The 18,395-nt window shown below is 70.3% G+C and carries 21 protein-coding genes and 3 pseudogenes; 11 read left to right on the top strand and 13 right to left on the bottom strand.

Features of this window, described 5'->3' with window-relative positions; all coding sequences use genetic code 11:
* Positions 1 to 62 precede the first annotated feature (62 nt).
* Positions 63 to 458: a GNAT family N-acetyltransferase gene (locus AOK09_RS01670; protein WP_055585273.1), complete on the top strand. Its 396-nt coding sequence runs from the start codon at positions 63 to 65 to the stop codon at positions 456 to 458.
* Positions 459 to 732: 274 nt separating this feature from the next.
* The gene (locus tag AOK09_RS01665; RefSeq protein ID WP_175609249.1) at positions 733 to 1,161 is read left to right on the top strand and encodes a hypothetical protein; all 429 of its coding nucleotides are present in this window, start codon (positions 733 to 735) and stop codon (positions 1,159 to 1,161) included.
* Between the two features lie 339 nt (positions 1,162 to 1,500).
* Here the strand turns inward: AOK09_RS01665 and AOK09_RS37160 are convergent, their stop codons facing one another.
* The 3 genes from AOK09_RS37160 to AOK09_RS01650 all read right to left on the bottom strand — a co-directional run bounded on the left by AOK09_RS37160 (position 1,501) and on the right by AOK09_RS01650 (position 3,506).
* On the bottom strand, positions 1,501 to 2,496 hold the full coding sequence (locus AOK09_RS37160; RefSeq protein ID WP_079062638.1) for a restriction endonuclease: 996 nt from the start codon (positions 2,494 to 2,496) through the stop codon (positions 1,501 to 1,503).
* Between the two features lie 432 nt (positions 2,497 to 2,928).
* Entirely contained in the window at positions 2,929 to 3,159 is a 231-nt protein-coding gene (locus AOK09_RS01655) for a hypothetical protein (RefSeq protein WP_157875761.1), read from the bottom strand.
* Between the two features lie 65 nt (positions 3,160 to 3,224).
* Complete coding sequence (locus tag AOK09_RS01650) at positions 3,225 to 3,506, bottom strand: hypothetical protein (RefSeq protein ID WP_055585270.1); 282 nt, start codon at positions 3,504 to 3,506, stop codon at positions 3,225 to 3,227.
* A 197-nt stretch (positions 3,507 to 3,703) separates the two neighbouring features.
* Here AOK09_RS01650 and AOK09_RS01645 point away from each other — a divergent pair, with 197 nt between their 5' ends.
* Complete coding sequence (locus AOK09_RS01645) at positions 3,704 to 4,447, top strand: phosphotransferase family protein (RefSeq protein ID WP_245687069.1); 744 nt, start codon at positions 3,704 to 3,706, stop codon at positions 4,445 to 4,447.
* 377 nt (positions 4,448 to 4,824) lie between these two features.
* On the opposite strand, the gene AOK09_RS01640 is transcribed toward AOK09_RS01645, so the two are convergent.
* The 3 genes from AOK09_RS01640 to AOK09_RS01630 form a co-directional block, all read right to left on the bottom strand.
* A complete protein-coding gene (locus AOK09_RS01640) occupies positions 4,825 to 5,814 on the bottom strand; it encodes a zinc-binding dehydrogenase (protein WP_055585268.1) in 990 nt (329 codons plus the stop codon).
* A gap of 177 nt (positions 5,815 to 5,991) precedes the next feature.
* Positions 5,992 to 6,204 (bottom strand): DUF6881 domain-containing protein, encoded by a 213-nt coding sequence (locus AOK09_RS01635; RefSeq protein ID WP_055585267.1) that lies wholly within the window; start codon positions 6,202 to 6,204, stop codon positions 5,992 to 5,994.
* An 87-nt stretch (positions 6,205 to 6,291) separates the two neighbouring features.
* Positions 6,292 to 6,747 carry a VOC family protein gene (locus tag AOK09_RS01630; protein ID WP_055585266.1) on the bottom strand — a complete coding sequence of 152 codons (456 nt, stop codon included), beginning with the start codon at positions 6,745 to 6,747 and terminating at the stop codon, positions 6,292 to 6,294.
* A 144-nt stretch (positions 6,748 to 6,891) separates the two neighbouring features.
* Here AOK09_RS01630 and AOK09_RS01625 point away from each other — a divergent pair, with 144 nt between their 5' ends.
* The 4 genes from AOK09_RS01625 to AOK09_RS01610 all read left to right on the top strand — a co-directional run bounded on the left by AOK09_RS01625 (position 6,892) and on the right by AOK09_RS01610 (position 9,449).
* Positions 6,892 to 7,554, top strand: a complete 663-nt coding sequence (locus AOK09_RS01625; RefSeq protein WP_055585265.1) for a hypothetical protein — start codon at positions 6,892 to 6,894, stop codon at positions 7,552 to 7,554.
* A gap of 378 nt (positions 7,555 to 7,932) precedes the next feature.
* Entirely contained in the window at positions 7,933 to 8,274 is a 342-nt protein-coding gene (locus AOK09_RS01620) for an ArsR/SmtB family transcription factor (protein WP_055585291.1), read from the top strand.
* 3 nt (positions 8,275 to 8,277) lie between these two features.
* Positions 8,278 to 8,784 (top strand): SRPBCC family protein, encoded by a 507-nt coding sequence (locus AOK09_RS01615; protein WP_055585264.1) that lies wholly within the window; start codon positions 8,278 to 8,280, stop codon positions 8,782 to 8,784.
* Entirely contained in the window at positions 8,784 to 9,449 is a 666-nt protein-coding gene (locus AOK09_RS01610) for a dihydrofolate reductase family protein (protein ID WP_055585263.1), read from the top strand. Before AOK09_RS01615 ends, AOK09_RS01610 begins: the two co-directional genes overlap by 1 nt.
* 103 nt (positions 9,450 to 9,552) lie before the next feature.
* Here the strand turns inward: AOK09_RS01610 and AOK09_RS01605 are convergent, their stop codons facing one another.
* From AOK09_RS01605 to AOK09_RS01585, 6 genes and pseudogenes are all read right to left on the bottom strand, one after another.
* Positions 9,553 to 9,984, bottom strand: a complete 432-nt coding sequence (locus tag AOK09_RS01605) for a DUF7144 family membrane protein (protein ID WP_245687068.1) — start codon at positions 9,982 to 9,984, stop codon at positions 9,553 to 9,555.
* A gap of 227 nt (positions 9,985 to 10,211) precedes the next feature.
* Positions 10,212 to 10,685, bottom strand: coding sequence for a nuclear transport factor 2 family protein (locus AOK09_RS01600; protein WP_055585262.1), 474 nt, complete (start codon positions 10,683 to 10,685; stop codon positions 10,212 to 10,214).
* A gap of 780 nt (positions 10,686 to 11,465) precedes the next feature.
* Positions 11,466 to 11,708: pseudogene (locus tag AOK09_RS01595) on the bottom strand (cytochrome b/b6 domain-containing protein); the annotation flags it as partial.
* Positions 11,699 to 11,788, bottom strand: a pseudogene (locus AOK09_RS43360) (integrase); the annotation flags it as partial. The pseudogenes AOK09_RS01595 and AOK09_RS43360, both read right to left, overlap by 10 nt.
* Positions 11,789 to 11,824: 36 nt before the next feature.
* Positions 11,825 to 12,808 (bottom strand): aldo/keto reductase, encoded by a 984-nt coding sequence (locus AOK09_RS01590; protein WP_055585261.1) that lies wholly within the window; start codon positions 12,806 to 12,808, stop codon positions 11,825 to 11,827.
* A gap of 34 nt (positions 12,809 to 12,842) precedes the next feature.
* Positions 12,843 to 13,692: pseudogene (locus AOK09_RS01585) on the bottom strand (SMP-30/gluconolactonase/LRE family protein).
* Between the two features lie 122 nt (positions 13,693 to 13,814).
* Here AOK09_RS01585 and AOK09_RS01580 point away from each other — a divergent pair.
* Positions 13,815 to 14,255, top strand: a complete 441-nt coding sequence (locus AOK09_RS01580; protein WP_055585260.1) for an Lrp/AsnC family transcriptional regulator — start codon at positions 13,815 to 13,817, stop codon at positions 14,253 to 14,255.
* A gap of 374 nt (positions 14,256 to 14,629) precedes the next feature.
* On the opposite strand, the gene AOK09_RS39865 is transcribed toward AOK09_RS01580, so the two are convergent.
* Complete coding sequence (locus AOK09_RS39865) at positions 14,630 to 14,824, bottom strand: hypothetical protein (RefSeq protein ID WP_055585259.1); 195 nt, start codon at positions 14,822 to 14,824, stop codon at positions 14,630 to 14,632.
* Positions 14,825 to 14,987: 163 nt separating this feature from the next.
* Here AOK09_RS39865 and AOK09_RS41585 point away from each other — a divergent pair, with 163 nt between their 5' ends.
* The 3 genes from AOK09_RS41585 to AOK09_RS01555 all read left to right on the top strand — a co-directional run bounded on the left by AOK09_RS41585 (position 14,988) and on the right by AOK09_RS01555 (position 17,626).
* Positions 14,988 to 15,848, top strand: a complete 861-nt coding sequence (locus AOK09_RS41585; protein WP_245687067.1) for a hypothetical protein — start codon at positions 14,988 to 14,990, stop codon at positions 15,846 to 15,848.
* Positions 15,849 to 16,190: 342 nt separating this feature from the next.
* Positions 16,191 to 16,742: a hypothetical protein gene (locus AOK09_RS01560; protein WP_175609248.1), complete on the top strand. Its 552-nt coding sequence runs from the start codon at positions 16,191 to 16,193 to the stop codon at positions 16,740 to 16,742.
* A 422-nt stretch (positions 16,743 to 17,164) separates the two neighbouring features.
* Entirely contained in the window at positions 17,165 to 17,626 is a 462-nt protein-coding gene (locus AOK09_RS01555) for a hypothetical protein (RefSeq protein ID WP_055585257.1), read from the top strand.
* Positions 17,627 to 18,395 lie beyond the last annotated feature (769 nt).

Genomic DNA, 18,395 nt, shown 5'->3' with positions numbered 1-18,395 from the left:
GGCGGCTACGCATCGAGGCCATGTGCCCGGGAGCTGGGAGGGCGGCGGTCTACGCTCGCGCCATGGCGATCACATATGAGTGGCGGGGAGACTTCGACAACGCAGCCGTCAACGCGCTGCATGCGGCGGGGTTCAACCATCAGGCCCTGGAGGTCGACTGGCTGACCCGGGTGCAGCGCCACAGCCTCGGCTGGGTCTGTGCACGGCATGACGGTGACCTCGTCGGCTTCGTCAACGTCGTGTGGGACGGGGGCGTCCACGCGTTCATCCTGGACACTGTGGTCGCACAGAGCCGTCGCCGCTCGGGGATCGGAGCCGAGCTCATCGCGGAGGCCGGCCGGCGCGCTCGGGAGGCCGGCTGCGCCTGGCTGCATGTCGACTTCGAGGACGATCTGCGGTCGTTCTACTTCGACGCCTGCGGGTTCAAGCCGACGACCGCGGGTCTCATCGCGCTCTGAGCCGTCCTCGCCGCCTGACGCGCCCGTCCATGGACAGCGTGAAGCCCCTGCCGGGACAGGTCTCACCGCAGGATCGCGTCCCGCTGGCAGGGCTTCACGTCGGTCGCCCGTGTCGCCTGCGGCCGACGTCCCTTCCGAGAGGCCCTGCAGCACTGCTCGATCTCGTCCCCTTACGTCGCAAGCCCGGGGAGGCGTGTCAGCTCCGGAAGTGAGGCGGGCTCCGACCTCCTGACGGAGTGTGTTTGCCGTTGACGCGAGGGGTAACGCGCAGTACATGAGCCAAGCGAACAGTGACACGAATTCGGATGCGGTATCCAAGCGGAGTACGGCTGCCAAAGCCCGGCAGACCACGGCGAAGGCGACTGCTCCCGCGGCCCGGGCGGCGAGCAAGACAGCCGACAAGTCGAGTGACGTGACGTCAGCAGCCAGTGACACGGTCGAGCGTGCAGCCGGGGCGGGCGCCGCGGTCATGCACAGTGCGGCCGAGCGCGTCCAAGTCGGCCGCCAGGCCGTCGTCGCCGCCTCGGGACAGGTCGCGGCAGTCGCCAAGACCACGTGGACGGCGATCGCCCACCGGAAGCTGGTCGCGGCGGGTGTGGGCACGGGGCTGTCGGCGTTGGGCGCCACGTCGTACCTGGCAGGGCGCCGCGCCGGGCGCCGCTCGCTCGGTCCGATCACCAGGCTGACCGGCGGGCGGATCTGAGGCGGCAGGCGGGCCCGCACGGCACTTCCCCACGGCGGATGAGGTGCGCCCTCCGCAGCCGCCATCACACGGCCCGCCGCCTCGACCAGAGCCTCGGAGTCGCCGGTCTCCCCGTCAGGGTCGACCACCGCCAAGGCGCGGCAGTCGATCGGAGGCGGTGGGACCGGCGGCTCCCAAGGTTGTCCGGAACTGTCAGGCGGCCCACGGGGGCCGTTCAGTCCGCGCCCCTGCCTGCGGGCCGCCTCCACCTCGGCGGTCGGCCGCCCTGGTGGGCAACGACCCGTCGTCCGGTGACGGGCATTCCCACGGCCCGCCCACCGCATCGCGACGGGGCCCGGCTCAGTAGGCGGTGTAGAAGAGGACGGTGTGCGTGGCGCTGTACACGGAGACGGTCCTCATCACGGTTCTCCCGGCGCCGCCCTGGGTCTTCCGGAAGTCGGTGAACAACGAGGAGACGCGTTCGCCTTCTGCGGTCTCGGTGCTCATCGCCGGGTAGTCGGTCTCGATCTCGGTACTGACGAAGGCGGGCGAGGCCGACTCTGTGATCGCGACGACGTGCTCGACGACGGCCTGGTCCTGTGCCGTTCCACGGCTCGCGGTGAAGGCCTTGAAGTCCTTCAGGAGCGCCGCCGGATCACTGGGCCTTTCGTCCGGCCGGCTGGTGACGTCCTGGTTCAGGCCGCCTGCCGGCCTGCCGGAGCGGAGGAAATGCTTCTGCACCGCGGGGACGATGCCTCCGCCGACCACCACCACGGTGAGGAACGCGGCGATGGCCCAACGCTGACGCCGGGCCACGGATGACCGGTCCGAGGCGGTACCGACCGTCGGCGTGCCGCCGCCGGGAGCGTTCACCGGAACCGGGTCCGTGGGGACCTGGGGCGTACGGGGAGGGGCCGCTGCCGCCGGGCGCGCGGGAGCTGGAGGTCGGCCGACACGACGTGCCGTCCCGTTGACCGGGCGCATCCGTCCGTCGAGGGCGTAGACGAACAGGGCGATGTCGTTCCGGTCGGCGTACTCCACCGCGGTGGCTGCGTAGCTGCTGCCGGTGAAGAAGAACAGCTGCTTGCGCATGTCGTGGCCGCGGGCGCCGAAGAGGTTCTGGAGTTCGGGACGGCCGACCGCCGCGGCCTGGTACTTGACCTGTCCCAGGGCGCTGCGGGAGCGGACGTCGATCCCGCCGTCGGCACCGCCCGGCTTCGCCTGGGCGTCGCGGTGACCCCAGTGGCGCATCCATGCGGCGGCGTTGTGTTCCGCGTCCTGCCAGGTCTGGATCTGGCGCCGGGGTGGCGGGGCGGCCGGTATGGCGGTCACGCTGTTCTCGCTGGTCACGGGCATGAACTATCACAGTTCCCAAATATTCGGAACTGGAGATTCCGGTGGCATCGCACGGCCTGGCCGCACGCCGGCTCAGAGCGAGCGGGTTCGGTGACATCGGGCCTCTACTGCAGCAGCACACGCCAGTCCCCTGACGTTGAGTCACCTACGGTCATCTACAGTCACCGTGGGATCGGCGGGCCGACGAGAGAGTGAGGACCTCGTTCGCACCGTCGCCCTCGCCGCCGACGCGTCCCGCTGGCCCCGTGGTCGTCGGCCGGTCTGGGGCCGCCGTTCCCTCCGCCTCAGTCATCACGGCAGAGTCCCCAACTGCCTACGGGGCGACGCCCTTCAGTCGATCCCACCGCTGTCCACGACCTCGTGGTCATCAACCGCGGGCAGTTCGACGACTTCCAGTGCTGCGCCGACGCCGTGCGACGCGAAGGCACCGACTCAGACTGCGAGCCAGATCAGGTCGGTCACCCGCAGCACTCCCGCGTCCGAGTCCGGCAGGAAGTACAGGAGCACCGGCTCGCCGTAGACGTCCACCGCGTGGCGGCCGTCCGCAAGCCTGGTACCGGCGAGCGGCTTGCCGGCGGCGGCCGCAGCGGCCACTTCGAGGGCCAGGGCGCGGACGAACAGCACGATGGCGTCGTGGAGCCGCTCCTCGCCTGCCTTGTGCATGTCGGTGAGAGTCTGCGCAGCACGGATGTCCAGGCTCACAGCCCATCTCTGTGGCAAGGCGCCGGTCACTCCCCGTCGACGAGCAGCAGGTCGGGCAGCGGCACCTGGTTCACGCCCAGCCGGGCGTCGGCCAGCCGCTGGTCACCGCCGGGCACCTTGTCGAGCATGAGCGCGTACCACCTGGCGGACACCACGTCCTCGAGGTCCTCGGCCGGGGTGGCCAGCACCTCCTCCAGGAACTGCCTGCGCTGCTGGTCGTCCGGCAGGGCCGCACGTACGGCCTCGATCGTGCGAGGGAACGGGCGGACTCTCGGGTCGGCGGGCTGCGCGGCGGGCTGCGCGCTCATGGGGCTCTCCTTCACGACGCTGCAGGCCCACGGTACCGGTTGCCACTGCCGCGAGGCAGGGGATCGCCGCACGGTCGCCGGGCCCGCATCCACGGGGTTGCCACGCCAGGGCGGCCGGACCGGGCGAACAGTCAGCCGCACAGCCGCAGGTGAAAAACCCGGCGACACCGGGAGGCGGCCCCTCGATAATGGCCGTCGTGGACGAGGTCGAGGTCGAGGTCGTCGTAGCCCATCGCGAGCGCACGACCCTGCGCGTCGGCGACGTGTTCCTGAAGATCGACGCCCACCCGACCCGCATCGACTCCGAGGTCGCGGCGATGGCCATGGCTCCCATCCCCACGCCCGCGGTCCTCTGGCACAAGCCGCCCGTGCTCGCCATCACCGCCCTCCCCGGGACGGCCCTCGGCCGCCTCGGCGAGCCCTCGACCGCATCGTCGGCGGCGTGGGCCGCGGCAGGTGCCGCCATACGGACACTGCACGACACCCCACCACCGCCATGGCCCGGGCGGAGCCTCGACGGGATCGCCTCCGACCTCGACCGCGAATGCGAGCGGCTCGTCACCCAGGGCATCCTTCCCTCCGACCTGGTCACCCGCAACCGCCGGGTAGCCGAGGCTGCGCTCCGGCCGTGGACACCGGTCTTCACACACGGCGACCTCCAGATCACCCACGTGTTCGTCGACGGTGACGACGTCACCGGCGTCATCGACTGGTCCGAGGGCGGCCCGGGCGATGCCCTGTTCGACCTCGCCACCCTGACGCTCGGACACCCGGAGCGCCTCGACGACGTCCTCGCCGGCTACGGCGCCGACGTCGATCTCGACGTGATCCGCGCCTGGTGGTCGTTGCGGAGCCTGCTGGCGGTCCGCTGGTTGGCGGAACACGGCTTCGACCCCTTCCAGCCAGGCTGCGAGGTCGACGTGCTGAGAGCCCGGATGTGACGCCGCGCCAGCCGGACGACCTCAAGTGCCGCTCCGCCGCACCCAACAAGCCGTCCCCCGGAGCGCGCTCCGGACCGATAAGGCCACGGCCGTCCTGAGGGCCCTGGGCAGCCGGGCGGTCAGGCCGGAGGCCCACCCACGACTCCCGTCGACGTCTTGCCTCCGTTGAAGGCCGCCCTGCCCTTCCGCTCGCCGCGATCGCCCTGCCCTGTCGGGCGTGCGGGCCGCGAAGGCATCGTCCCCCGCTCATGCACGACAGGACCCCCCGGCTTCCGGACGAGTTCGGCCATACGCCCGGACTCGTCCTCGTCGGCAGGCGTGTCCGCGGATGCCGTGCCGACCGTGAGCCTGTACGGAAGCCGACGGCAGTCGACCGCTCAGGGCAGGAGGACGGTCTTCCCCACGGTGGCCCGAGAGGTGATCGCCGCATGCGCGGCGGATGCCTCCGCCAGCGGGAAACGCTGCCCGACGACCGGTCGAAGACGTCCCTCCGCCGCCGCGACGAGCGCCTCACGGGTCTGGCGCAGCTGTACTGCGGGTGCGCGATGTCCGGTCGGCGGGCCTACGTAGGAGGACACGGTGACTCCGCGCTCGGCGGCCGCGGCGGGGTCCAGCCGGGTGACGCTCCCGCTGGACGCTCCGTAGATGACGAACCGTCCGCCCGGAGCCAGCAACTCGAAGGCGCTCAGCCCGGTCGGCCCGCCGACCGCATCCAGGACCACCGTCACACCGTCCGGCGCCACCCGCCGCACCTGCTCCGGCCAGTCGGGCTCCGTGTAGTCGATGGCCGCATCCGCGCCGAACTCCCTGGCCAGCCCCAGTTTCGCCTCCCCGCCCGCCAGCGCGATCAGCATCCCGGCACCCGCCGCGCGGGCGAGCTGCAGCACCAGGGTGCCCACTGCTCCGGCGGCGGACTCCACCAGCACGATGTCGCCCTCGCCGATTCCGGCGGTCTCCACCAGTGCGACCGCCGTCCGGCCCGTACCCAGCAGGGACACCGCCTCGGCGCTTCCCAGCGTCTCCGGCAGCAGGTGCAGGCCGTCGACCGCGAGCACCGCCCGCTCGGCGTACCCGCCACCGGTGGCGGTCTGACCGGCCACCCGTCGCCCGACCAGCTGCCGGTCGACCCCCGCCCCGACCGACTCGACGACCCCGGCGACCTCGCGCCCGGGGGTCCACGGCAGCATCGTGGGCGCGACCGGCGACGCCCCCTGCATGCTCCCGCTGCGGATCTGTGTCTCGACGAACTGGATCCCCGCCGCATCGACGCCCACCACCACCTCGCCGGGACCGGCCACCGGCTCGGGTACCTCCTCCAGCCGCAGCTCTTCCGGGCCGCCGTACTGTCGCAGCACGATCGCACGCATGACAGGTGTCCTTCCTCCCCGGTGATCCCACCACCCCGACGCTATGCGGCCCACTCCGCCTGCGGCCTCTGGCTGCGGACCTGGACTCACTCCGTCTCCGGTCCTACGACACAGGGTTTCCTCGTCAGGACACGAGGACGGTGGGGGTGCGGCGATGCCGGGGAAGCCAGGTCGGGCTCAGGCATCCGTGCCCGGGCCGGGTGCGGACAGACCGGCCCGGGCCGCCGTCCATGCCGCCTCGAAGGTCTCCGCGGTGATCGGACAGGCGGTGAATTCCTCCAGTGCGTCGATCTCCTCCACCGGCGGGAAGGGGACCTCACCCAGGCCGATGGTGGGCGTCTCGTGGGAGGCGTCGGCCCACTGCAGACGGCCGTCGCGGTAGACCTCCACCTGCCCGGTCGGCCGCAGGAGTGGACGCGGCGGCAGTTGATGGACGACACACGGTGGCGGCCCGGGACCGGTGCCCCGTGGCGGCGCTCAGACGACGTCGAATTCGTTTCCCTCGGGGTCCTGCATGGCGACGCCGTAGAACCCCGTGTCCGGCTCATCCTTGATCCGCAGCACGGTGGCACCAGCTTCGACCAGCCGTTCCACCACAGCCTTGACCCGCTGTGCGCGGACGTCCAGGGGGACGTCACGGCCCCCGCCGACCTTCAGGTCGAAGTGCCACCGGTTCTTGGCGCCCTTCGGCTCCGGAACCTGCTGGAACCACACCCGCGGTCCACGCCCTGCGGGATCGACGATCGACTCCGGAAGATCTCCGGCACCGGCCGGCAACTCCGCCTCGGGCACCCCCGCCGCCGCCCAGTAGGCACGCCACGTGGCGTGCCCGCCCGGCGGAGGCTCAGGCACGTAGCCCAGGGCCTCGGCCCAGAACGTCACCATTCTCTGCGGATCTGAGCAGTCGATCGTCAGCTGCAGTGTCATCTCCATGCTCGGAGCATCCCAGTCAGGTCTGACAGACGACCCACTGTCACAGCCGGCCCCAGCGGGCCGGTTTCCCTCGCTCCGGCCGCACAGGCCCGCCCGCAGGTAAAGGTGCGGCGCCAAGCAGTGCCGAGTCGCGATACTGGGCCGGTGGGGAACACCATGGCCGAGCACGAGGCCGACACCGACCGGTTGGCGCGAGCGGTCTACCGCGGTCTGCGCGAGGACGACCTCGACCCGCAGGACGTCGTCGCCCTCGCCTGCGAACTGCTCGACTGGTTCCACTGCACCGACGCCCTCGTGGAGGTCGTCGAGCGCAACCCAGCCGAGGTGTCACCGGCGGAGATGACGGTCCTGGCCCGGCGCATTCTGGACGACATGGACTTCGACCCCGGCTTCGCCCTCGCCCCCGAGCGCCTGGAGACGCTGCGAGCAGCGCTCGGGATCGTGGCCCGCGACCTGGCCACGCGCGGGATCGAGGGCGAACCGGAGATCGAGGTTCTGCAGGACTGCTTCCCGGTGGGAGCCGGTGTCCGTCTTGCCGACGGCGAACTGCTCAACTGGGGCGGCCCCGTCCTCCCGGGCATGTGCGACGACCCGGCCGTGGCACTGACCAGTCTGGCGATCATGATCCAGGAGAGCCTGCTCGAACGGACCTGGCAGGTCTGGCCGGTGTGCCCCCGGCATGACCTCGGCGTGCACGGCTCGCAGCGGGACGGCGCGGCCGTGTGGTGGTGCGCGGGCGACGGCGGGCACATGCTGGCGCCGGTCGGTGAGCTTTCCCCCGCCCCGGCGAGTCGTCGTCGTAGGTAGGTCGGCGGTGGGCGCGGTACTCGCGGGCCTCCAGCAGAGACCCACGTTGCAGTGCGGGCTCGGTAGGCCGCACCCGTGAGGGGGGTCGTGAACAGAGACGGCAACGCCGCGCCGGCGTCCTGACCGACGGGATCGTCCGGCAGCTCGGGGCCGCCGACTCACGCCGACCGGGCGCTCGGGGCGCCCGCGGTGTTCGAAGCGTTCCCCGAGAACTGCGCGCGGAGTTCCCCGAGGCCGCCGCGGAGTCACCCGCGACCGCGAGGAGTCGCACCCCGTGGCCCTGGTCTGCACCGGCGCCCGAGCCTGCGATTCCCGTTCGGCGGAACCGCGGGATTCCCCCGGCTTGACGCATGCCGATATGGGCATATGATCGCTGCCATGGCACGAGCAGCGACGACATCGGACGTCTTCAACGCGATCGCCGAGCCGCAGCGCCGGGACATCCTGGCGCTGCTGCGGGCAGGTGAACGACCGGTGACCGACCTGGCCCAGGAGCTGGGGATGACCCAGCCGCGGGCGTCCAAGCATCTGCGGGTGCTCCGGGAGGTCGGGCTGGTACGGGACCGCAAGGCCGGCAAGCAGCGCCTCTACGGGCTGGACGCCCGCGGATTGCGGCCGGTCCACGAGTGGACCGGCGGATTCGAGCGGTTCTGGAACGAGAGCTTCGACCGCCTGGACGCGTACGTGCAGGAGCTCAAGCAGACACGGCAGGAGGACTGACCGATGGCAGGAGCAAGGAAGGAAACGCAAACGGATCCGGCGACGGCCGACCGGGAGATCGTGATCTCCCGGGTCATCGACGCCCCACGGGAGCTGGTGTTCGAGGCTTTCACCGAGGTCCGGCACCTGTCCCAATGGTGGGGTCCGCAGGGGTTCACCACGACCACGCGGTCCTTCGAGTTCCGCGAGGGCGCGGAGTGGATCTTCGTCATGCACGGACCGGACGGCACCGACTACTCCGAGTGGATCCGCTGGCTGCGGATCACCCCGCCGGAGCGGATCGAGCTGCTGCACGGTGAGTCGCGCGACGACCCCAACGCCTTCGAGTCGGTCGTGACCTTCGCGCCGGACGGCGCGGCGACCCGGGTCGCGATGCACACGGTGTTCCCCACCAAGGAACTGCGCGACGAGGCGGTCGAGAAGTACCACGCGATCGAGGGCGGCCGGCAGACGCTGAGCAACCTGGCCGCCTATGTCACCGGAACCGCTCGCAAGGGAGCTGAGGGCTGATGGCAGGCAAGGTGTTCTTCAGCGTGTCGATGTCACTGGACGGGTACATCGCACCCGAGCCCGCGCCGGTCGACGACTTCTTCGCGCCCGGGAAGCAGGACGACCCGCAGGTGCAGCGCTGGATGGCGCAGTGGTCGGAACTCCAGCAGTGGGTCTTCCCGCTGCGCTTCTTCCGGGAGAACCTGAAGCTCGGCGAGGGCGGCGAGGAGGGCCGCGACAACGACATCGCGCGGGAGACGTTCGAGCGCACCGGCGCGAGCGTCATGGGCAAGCGCATGTTCGACTTCGGCGAGCGGGCATGGCCGGAGGAGGCACCCTTCCACACCCCGGTCTACGTCGTGACGCACACCAGGCGCGACCCCTGGGAGCGGCCCGGCGGCACCACGTTCCACTTCGTCAACGACGGCGTCGAGCACGCCGTCGCGCAGGCCCGCGAGGCCGCCGGCGACCGGGACGTCCGCATCGCCGGCGGCGGCGAGACGATCCTGGAGCACCTGAACGCCGGCCTGGTCGACGAGTTCTCCATCACGCTGTCACCCGTGCTGTTCGGCTCCGGCATCCGCCTCTTCGACAGGGTGGACGCGTCCAGGATCGCGCTGGAGCCGCTGCGTTCGGAGGCGGGGTCACGGGTGACTCACCTGACCTACGCCGTGCACCCGCGGTAGCCCGCCACCACTCCACCCCGGCGGCGCGAGCACCCACGGTGCACACACCCGAACCGGCAGGGCGGCAGTGACCGCCCCTTGGACGGAGGAGACGAGGCGGGGGTCAGCGGATGCCGGACGAGGTCGATTGGCTGAACCTGCTCAACGTCCAGACGGCGACGAGATCGAGCACCATCAGACTGATCGACCAGAGCGGGTAGTACGGAACGAACATGAACTGGGTGACCAGACTCACCGCACCCAGCGCGATACCGGCGCCCCTGCCCCAGCTCCTGCCCGCCAGGACCCCCAGACCCGCGGCCAGGAGTCCGATCCCGATCACCACATGGATCCAGCCCCAGGCCGTGAGATTGAACCCGTAGGGATACCGGGAGTTGGCGAAGATGGTGCTCTGGGCGATTCCGGCGGCACCCATGAGGATGCTCAGCGTGCCACTCAGCTCCAGCGCCAGGCCGCCGAAGAGGTAGGGGCCTGTCACCCAGCCGTCGTCGGGTGACGCCGGACGCTGCTGCGTCCCATCGGGTGGCGCAGCCATGAGCACTCCCCTTTCCGGGCAGGCCGGGCACCGCCGCGCACCACGGCGGGGCCGACCGGGTCGCCCTGACCGTCTCAGCCTCACCCGCATTCCCGCACATCGCGACCGCAGGGCGCTGTCCAGGTGACGAGGTGTGGGCGACTCCAGCCGCAGCTCTCCGGCCTCCGGCTTCCGGCTTCCGTGTGTGGCGCTGCCGATCTGCCTTCCCGAAGACAGACCGGGGATCGCTACTGCTGTCCGGCGGCCTGGCGCAGATGACGACTCACATCGCCGACCAGGGTGATCCGAACCTGTCGCTCCACGAAGCGCCACCGCCCGTCACGGCGCTCGAAGCGGTCACGGTACCGACCGCCGGCGATGGGCTGCAGCGGTAGGTCGGGCAGCGCCTGCAGAACGGTGACATACGAACGCGAGACCGCCGTACCCGTCTGTTCGTCCACCTCGACGGCCACATTGGTGGTGACATGCTGGGTTCGGGGTGTGCCGTCGGCGTACACGATCACGGTGTCCCTGAACATCTTCTCAATCGCGTCGCGGCCGCTCACCGGCTCGCCACTGCCGATGAAGGTGGCGTCGGCGAGAAGGACGCCGAGTCCTGCGAAGTCACCGTCGTCCACGAGCTCGGCATAGCGTGCGATCAGGTTCTCGACGGCCCGGTGACTCGACATCGAATCGGCGGACACGGGGGTGGATGCAGACATGGTCTCCTCCAAGCGGGACGGACGACGTTCAGCGCGCTGCCCCGGCGGCACCGCTCCCACCGCGACGCCGACGCGAAGCCCTCCGTACGGGCTGCGCTCGCTGAGCTTGCCTGAAAAGGGAACGAGTGACATTCTGACGACCGCCGGCGTCCACGCCCGCGCCCGTGGGTCAGTGCCGCCCGGCAGGGACGCGCCGGAAGCCGGACGCCTCGGCCTGGGCACCGTCCGAGTACCAGATGTGCGCCCGGCGACACATGTGCACGACGAATGAGCAGGTCGACCGGCCGAACGTTGCACCGAGGACGACCGCCCGGGTATGCCCCCGGGCCGCTCCCAACGACGAATCCGCGACTGAGGACACTTCCCTCCACATTGGTCACTGCCCGGCCCATGCGGCTCATGGGAGCGACCCGAACAAACCTATCACCGATTCAACAGGTGATTGAGCGGGTTGGCCACATCCGCACATGGTCCTCCGGTGTGACACCCCTTGGCCGCAGGCTCCCCATGCGCGACTCCGTCCGGCCGTCCGACGGGGTCGATACGTTTCGTCCTGGCTTCACACCTTCCGGCGGCACATCAGCCAGCTGACGGTCACTGCGCGGGCGCCGATCCGGGCCCTGCGCCCACCGCCGGGAAACCGCCTTTCGACCGAGCCGCGACCGTCAGGTCGCCGGCCCGGCCCGGCACGCCGCCGGTCCCTTGGAGCGCGCGGTGCGCGACGCCGGGAACGTCCCTCTCCAGCCGGTCACCGGACGGTCTGCACGCCACCCCCGGCCCTCACTCCTCGTCGCGCAGCCACCGCGAGTGGGAACGCTCCGCCCAGGACCGGCTGACATACCCGGTGCGCATGCCCAGCCTGGCCTCCGGGTCCCTGTACGCCTTGCGCATGTGCCCGGCCAGGACGACAGCGACCGCCCAGGCGAGGCAGTCATGCACGAAGATCGCGCTGGTGCGGGAGACGAAGGGCAGCCATCCCCAGAACCACATCAGCAGGCCCGTGAACATCATCACCAGCGCAGATAGGCGTGCAGGGCCCGGGTCTGCACGGTGTGGTTGCGGTGGTTGGAGTTGGCGACGGTGAACTGCCGCAGCGGCCCGAAGTCAGGCGGATCACCGGTGGCGCCGGCCGGCGTCGGCTACCAGTGGTGGTGGACCTGTCCTCGGATGCGCCGGTCGTACAGGTCGCGCACGGCCTGAAGCGTCGCTCCCGGCAGCGGCGGCATCGCTGCGGCCGCCGCATTCGCGCGGGCCTGCTCCGGGGAGCGGGCGCCCGGGATCACTGTGGTGACGCCGGGTTGCTGGATGATCCACCGCAGCGCGGTCTGCGCCGAGGAGGTGCCGGGGGGCGTCAGTTCCGCGAACTCCGCTGCCGCCTCGACGCCGGACTCGAAGTCGACGCCCGAGAATGTCTCGCCCCGGTCGAAGGCTTCGCCGTGCCGGTTGTAGGTACGGTGGTCATCCTGCTGGAACACCGTGTTCTTGGTGTACTTGCCGGACAGCAGCCCCGATGCCAGCGGCACCCGCGCGATGATGCCCACTCCCGCCTCGGCGGCGGCCGGAAGCACCTCCTCCAGCGGCTTGAGCCGGAAGGGGTTGAGGACGATCTGCACGCTCGCCGTGCCCGGCCGGGCGATCGCCGTCAGCGCCTCGTCGCAGGTCCGCACGCTCACTGCGTACGCCGCGATCCGCTTCTCCGCGACCAGCGTGTCAAGGCCGTCGTACACCTCGTCGCAGGAGTACACCGGCGTCGGCGGGCAGTGCAGCTGCATCAAGTCCAGTGTGTCCACGCCCAGGTTGGCCCTCGAACGGTCCGTCCAGGCACGGAAGTTCTCCAGTGTGTAGTTGGCCGGCAGCTGCTCGACCCGGCGCCCCATCTTCGTCGCCACGAACACTCCAGCATCCGGGCGTGCCCGCAGGTAGCCGCCGATCAGCTGCTCGCTGCGACCGTCGCCGTACTCATCTGCCGTGTCGAAGAATGTCACGCCCGCCGCGACCGACGCGTCCAGCACGGCGAAGGCATCCTCCTCGTGCACATCACCCCACCCCTCTCCCAGCTGCCAGGTCCCAAGTCCGACAACGGACACCTTGCGGCCCGTCCTGCCCAATACGCGCTGCTCCATATGGTGATCCTTTCGGGAAGGGGCGGAGTGGGGATCAAACCGCCATCGGCGCCGCCTTGACCCCCATGACCAGCGAGTAGAGCATGTCGTTCGCCGTGATGAAGAGGCGGTTCCGCCTCGGGACGCCGAAGCGGATGTTGGAGACCGTGTTGGGCACCAGGATGCGGCCGAGGAGTGCCGTCCGGGGCGTAGCAGTGCACCCCGTGGCCCATGGCCGCGGTCCAGAGGTGGCCCCGGTCGTCGAAGCGGATGTTGTCGAAGCGGCCGCCGCCCGCGCCGTTGGTCTCGGCGAAGACCTTGCCGTCGGAGAGGGTGCCGTCCGCGCGTACCTCGAAGGCTCGGATCTGGCCGGCCCGGGTGTCGGAGACGTACATCTCGCTCTCGTCGAGCGAGAAGACCAGGCCGTTGGGGGCGCCGAAGCCGTCGGTCGCGAGCCGCACCTCGCGGGTGTCCGGGTCGATCCGGTAGATGTTGTTGGTGCCGATCTCGCTCTCGGCGCGGTGGCCCTCATAGTCGCTGGTGATCCCGAAGTCCGGGTCCGAAAACCAGATCGAGCCGTCGGACTTCACGGCCGCGTCGTTAGGGCTGTTGAGCCGTTTGCCCCGGTAGCGGTCGGCGAGCACGGTCACCAGGGTGTTGCCGTTGGAGTGGCCCGCGGGCGAGCGGAAGACGCTGACCGCGCCGGTCGACTCGTCCCAGCGCAGCATCCGGTCGTTTGGGATGTCGCTCCAGATCAGCTGGCGCCAGGCCGGTATGTACAGCGGCCCCTCCGCCCAGCGGAGGCCCACGTGGAGCGTCTCCAGTTGCAGATCACCCGCGGCGCACTTCTCCGTACGGAACCTGTCGTCGAGTACTTCGTACAGCGCGGGACGGCCGGTGGCCATGTCCGTTCCCCTCAGTCGTCCTGAGATGCCGTTCTGAACGGTATCCTGTCTGCAGTGCGCATTACAGGATGCCGTATGGTCAGTCCAGGGTATTGATTGGAAGTAGTTTGGAGGAGGGCGTCGTGGATGATGTGGACCGGAAGTTGCTGAACCTGCTGCAGGAGGACGCCACGCAGGCGTACGCCGTCCTGGGCAAGGCGGTCGGGCTCTCCGCGGGCGCGGCCCATGAGCGGGTGCGCAAGCTGCGCGAGTCGGAGGTGATCCGCCGCACGACAGTCGAGGTGGACCCCGCCGCGGTCGGCAGCGGGGTGCTGGCCTTCGTCATGGTCGACTCGTCGGCCTGGATGGGCGACTCCGGTGAGCGCTTCGCCGCGATCCCCGAGCTGCAGGAGGCCCATATCATCGCGGGCAGCGCATCGGTCCTGGTCAAGGTCAGGACCGGGACGACCGAGCAACTCCAGGACGTACTCCGTCGGTTGTACGAGATCGAGGGTGTCAGCGGCACCCAGGCGACCGTGGCCCTGGAGACGTTCTTCGAGAGACCGGTGTCGACGGGAGCCTGAAACCCGGCCGTCCGGGCAGACAGCCAGACCCCAGCAGCCACTCAATGTTCGGTGAGAAAACCTGGCGGTCACCAACCTTCGGGGACGATGCTCAGCCTTCGCTCCGAGAGATCACGTGCCGCCAGGCCGCCTACCGGGAGCGCAGGGGGTACGCGAAGCCGTCACCGCCCCTTCCGATGTGACGGATGACGGTACCCGTTCCACGCCTCTGAACAGCGGAGACGCCTCGATCAAAGATGGCCCCGGCCGGGGACGTCGGACCGATACGCCTCCAGGGTGCCGGGAGGTACTGAGTTTCGCCGCGTGATGTCGATGGAGCGGGTGCCCTGACCTGCAGCGAAGGGCAACTGCGGTGCGACATCACGCGAAGATCATCAGTAGTGAGAACCGTGGACGATGGTGCCGTCCCGCACGATCGTCATCTCGCCGACCCCGCAGCCGCCCGACGACTCGCCCAGCAGCGTCAACAGCCGGGTCTCGCCCAGGCCGGTAGCCGAAGCGGTGCCTGGCTGTTCCCCGGCCGAAAGCCCGGGCATCCGATGGACCCGACGAGCCTGCTCGACCAGCACGCCCGCACCCGTAGTCGCCCGCGCTCTCGGCTGTCACGACGAGACCACCACGCGCCTGGTCACCGAGGCCGGCAGAATCTGGAGCCGCTATGCCCCCGGTGACCACAGTCACCGACTCGACCGAACCTTGATCCTGAGAGCCGGAGGAAGGTTCAATCGCCGGGTGGCTGAGACGGACATCGACCTGGGAGCCGTGCCGGCGCCGTCCGGAGTCCTCGTGTTGGGGATGGCGTCGTGGATCGACCACTGGACGCAGCTGGGCCGACCGCTGTCGGAACGCGCAGGTGCCGCAGCGTCGATCGGCGGCGGACACGTACGCGACTGGATGTGTGAGATGGTCGCGGTTCCCGCCGCCGGTGACACACCGTTGACGGTGCGGGCCGGCACCACGGCGTCGCCCTTCGACGGAGGACCGACGATCGCGGTCCTGGAGATCGATCTCGGCCTGCCGTGGGCCGGCCCTGCTGGAGACAAGCCGATCATCCTTGGCGATCTACCAGTCGACCGCTGCGGCATGGTGCTCGGTGACGCGCTTGCCCTGGACTCCTGGACCGGAGACGGCCACCCGTCAACCGACGGTCTTGCCGACGTCACCTACTGGGGAGGCTGTGCGGAGGCCGCACACCATCAGTTCGGCGGAGAACTGATCCTGCAACACGGCAGCCAACTGCGAGGGTGGCTCGACCTGCCGCTCCACGACGCCGAGATGCTTGTCGACGCCCTCAACGACTGGGAAGGCGACGAGCAGGGCCAGGGCGTCATGGTTGCGATCGATGAGCACACCGACTTCCACCGATTCAACCGCGCAAGTTGGACCCACCCGCTTCAGATCGGCGCCATCGAGGTCGCCGGATGCCCAGTCCTGGGGATCAACTGGGACGGCGGCGACCACTCGATGAGACACCGAGGCGAACGCCGCTTCGGACAGGTCTATCCCGTGACTCTTCAGCCTGGCCCTGAAGGCCAGACAATGATGCGTTGGACGATCCCGCCCTACGCTCCCGGTCACGATGGCACAGCATGATCGGCAGACCCACGCCGACGACTCACGGTGACCAACTCGGCGACCACGGGACACCATGCAACACCTCGACATGCGACCTCCCCGGTCCCGAGGCCGGGTACATGGAACCCGTCGGTTCCCGGCTCACCGGCCGTCGGCGAGACCGCCGGCAGCAGAGTCGACCGGCGAGGAACGTAGACACCCCCCGCATCTCCTGTGGACACAGGTACACCGGCGCACATCAGCACCTACCGTGGAGAGCGGACATACCCGAGGGACCACCCGGCATCGTCCGTATCGCATCTGCCGGGCCCGGGGGTGAGTATCATCCCCAGCACAATTCTCACAAGGGAGTGCACCGTTGTGAACAGCCAGTCAGCCGACACGCTCCGAACACGATATCTGCAGCAGGCCGCGTCGGACTTGGAGGAGAACCGCCGCCAACAGCAGGAACTGGCCGAGAAGCTCGCCGTGTTGAAGCAGGAGGAGGCCCTCCTGGCGGACATTCTGAGCCTCACCGAGCGGTACGAGGGCTCCAGCGCCCCCTCCCGCCTGCCCGAGCAGGCGCAGGACGAACCCGCCGTCCAGGCGGAGGACGTCACGGAGGCCCCGCCCGCCGCCGTAGCGACAGCACGACGTGCCGCATCGGAGAAGCCCGCATCGAAGCGGGCCGCGGCGAAGGGCGGCACCAAGGCGAAGCCACGCCGGCCGCTGCTCGCGGACGTCCTGGTGGAACTGCTCGGCACCCATGACGAGCCGTGCCTCGCAAAGGAGTTGCGGGGCGAGCTGGTGGAGAAGCACCCGGAGCGGACACCGACACCGCAGGTCGTACGGAACACCCTTGAGTCACTGGTCGCCAAGGGGCGGGTTCAGCGCCACAAGCAGCGGCGGTCCGTGATGTACAGCCTCGTGTAGCTCGCTCGCCGGCCTCCCCCTCACACGTGTGGCCCTCCCGGTGCGACCCCACATGTGTCGGTGTGGGCTGCCTCAGGGCCTGACGACCCACACCCTTGGCGCTGCGTTCCAGCTCGACGCACGGCTCCGGACCCTCTGCCCTCAGGCCCGGGGATACGGGTCGCGTGCCAGCCGCGCCCGCGCGCTGTGGAAGCGATGACGGCCCATCAGGTGCGTTGTCGCCGTCCGGGAGCCAGGTACGTCGGCTGCGGGCGGTTCGGCGTGCCCGCGCACCGGGTCGGCTCGTCGGCCTCCCGGCCACCCTGCGCCTCCCGGCCGAGCGGCACCCCCGCACCGGCCCGCTGTTCGACGGGCTGGGCTCACTGTCCCGCCACCCTGCGCGACTCCCCCGGCCTCTGGCGTGCCTGCCCCGGCAGGCGGGGATGTTCGGCGCCTGGAGCGCCCTGTGGCCCTCGCCGCCCCTGCTCCTCACCGGCCCTGCGTACGGCCTGTCGGCGGCGGCCTCCGGACTCCTGGGGCTCTTCGGGCTCGCGACAGCCACGACAGCCCCACTCGGGGCCGGGCTGGTGGACCCCTTCGGCGCCGGCCGGGTCGTACGGTCGCCCTACCCCCTCGCCGCGCTCCGCCTGTCCCTTCCCCGGCCCGGCGGCCGTCCGACCGCCACCCTGCTCACGGCCACGGCAGCCGTTCACATCGCCCTGGTCACCGACCAGACCGCTGCCCCGACCGCCACCTCGGCTCCCATCACCACCAGCCGCGCCCATGCCGTCGCCGGAATCGCGGGCGGCACCCTCGCCCCCTGCCGGCCAGGCCCGCCTTCGCCACTGGGGCAGGCACGTAGTGTGCTCGGCATCGGCAGGGCGACGACAGCCGTACTGCCGTGACCGCCCCAGCACGGCGACGCCATCGAGCGCGCGCCGCAGAGCGGCTTCCGCCGATCCAGGACGTCGCCCGGCACGAGCACCGACAAACCGGGCGCACGGGCCCGCCGGGGCCACACCGCCTGGCCCCGCCCGCTGGTGATGGACATCCGCCGCCTGCTGAGCGTATCGGCGCGGTAGAACGTCCGGGGAAGTTCCGGCTGGACCCGGACGCGCCCCCGATCGAGGGCGCGACGTTCCTTGCCGGGGCGGCCCGCACATCGTGTGGCAAATCGGACAGGGTGCAGGGGCCTGTTATCAGTCGCCCAGGTCCCGCCCTCGCGCGACCACAAGCGGGCGACCGCCCGGCTGCAGCTCGGCACCGGCGACCCGGCGGCACTGATCGAACTGCCGACCGCGCCGCTCGCCCGGCGGCTGGAGTCCACCCCGAGCCCGTGCCGGCTGGCCGTGACCTGCACGGATTCGGGTGGGCCGCCGCCACGACGGATCTGTTCCATGGACCAGGACCGCAGCCGGACCGATCCCAGACTTTCGTCACCTGTTTGACAGGTGACGGCTCTCATGGGACGGTCGTACAGACCCGCACCGCGGCGACGCACAAGCACTCACCCCACGGGACGTCCACGCCCGACCGGCCCCAACAACCCACCACGGAGGAATCCACGTGATCGACAGGCGTACCTTCACCAAGGCCATGGGCCTGGGGATGAGCGCGGCCGCGGCCTCACTGACCGGCCTGCAGGGAACGGCCACCGCCTCCACCACCCCCCGG

Source organism: Peterkaempfera griseoplana (assembly GCF_001418575.1).
In the GTDB taxonomy this organism is placed as follows: Bacteria; Actinomycetota; Actinomycetes; order Streptomycetales; family Streptomycetaceae; genus Peterkaempfera; species Peterkaempfera griseoplana.
The sequence above is the reverse complement of the archived record's forward strand: the minus strand, read 5'-3'. Positions and strand labels throughout refer to the sequence as shown.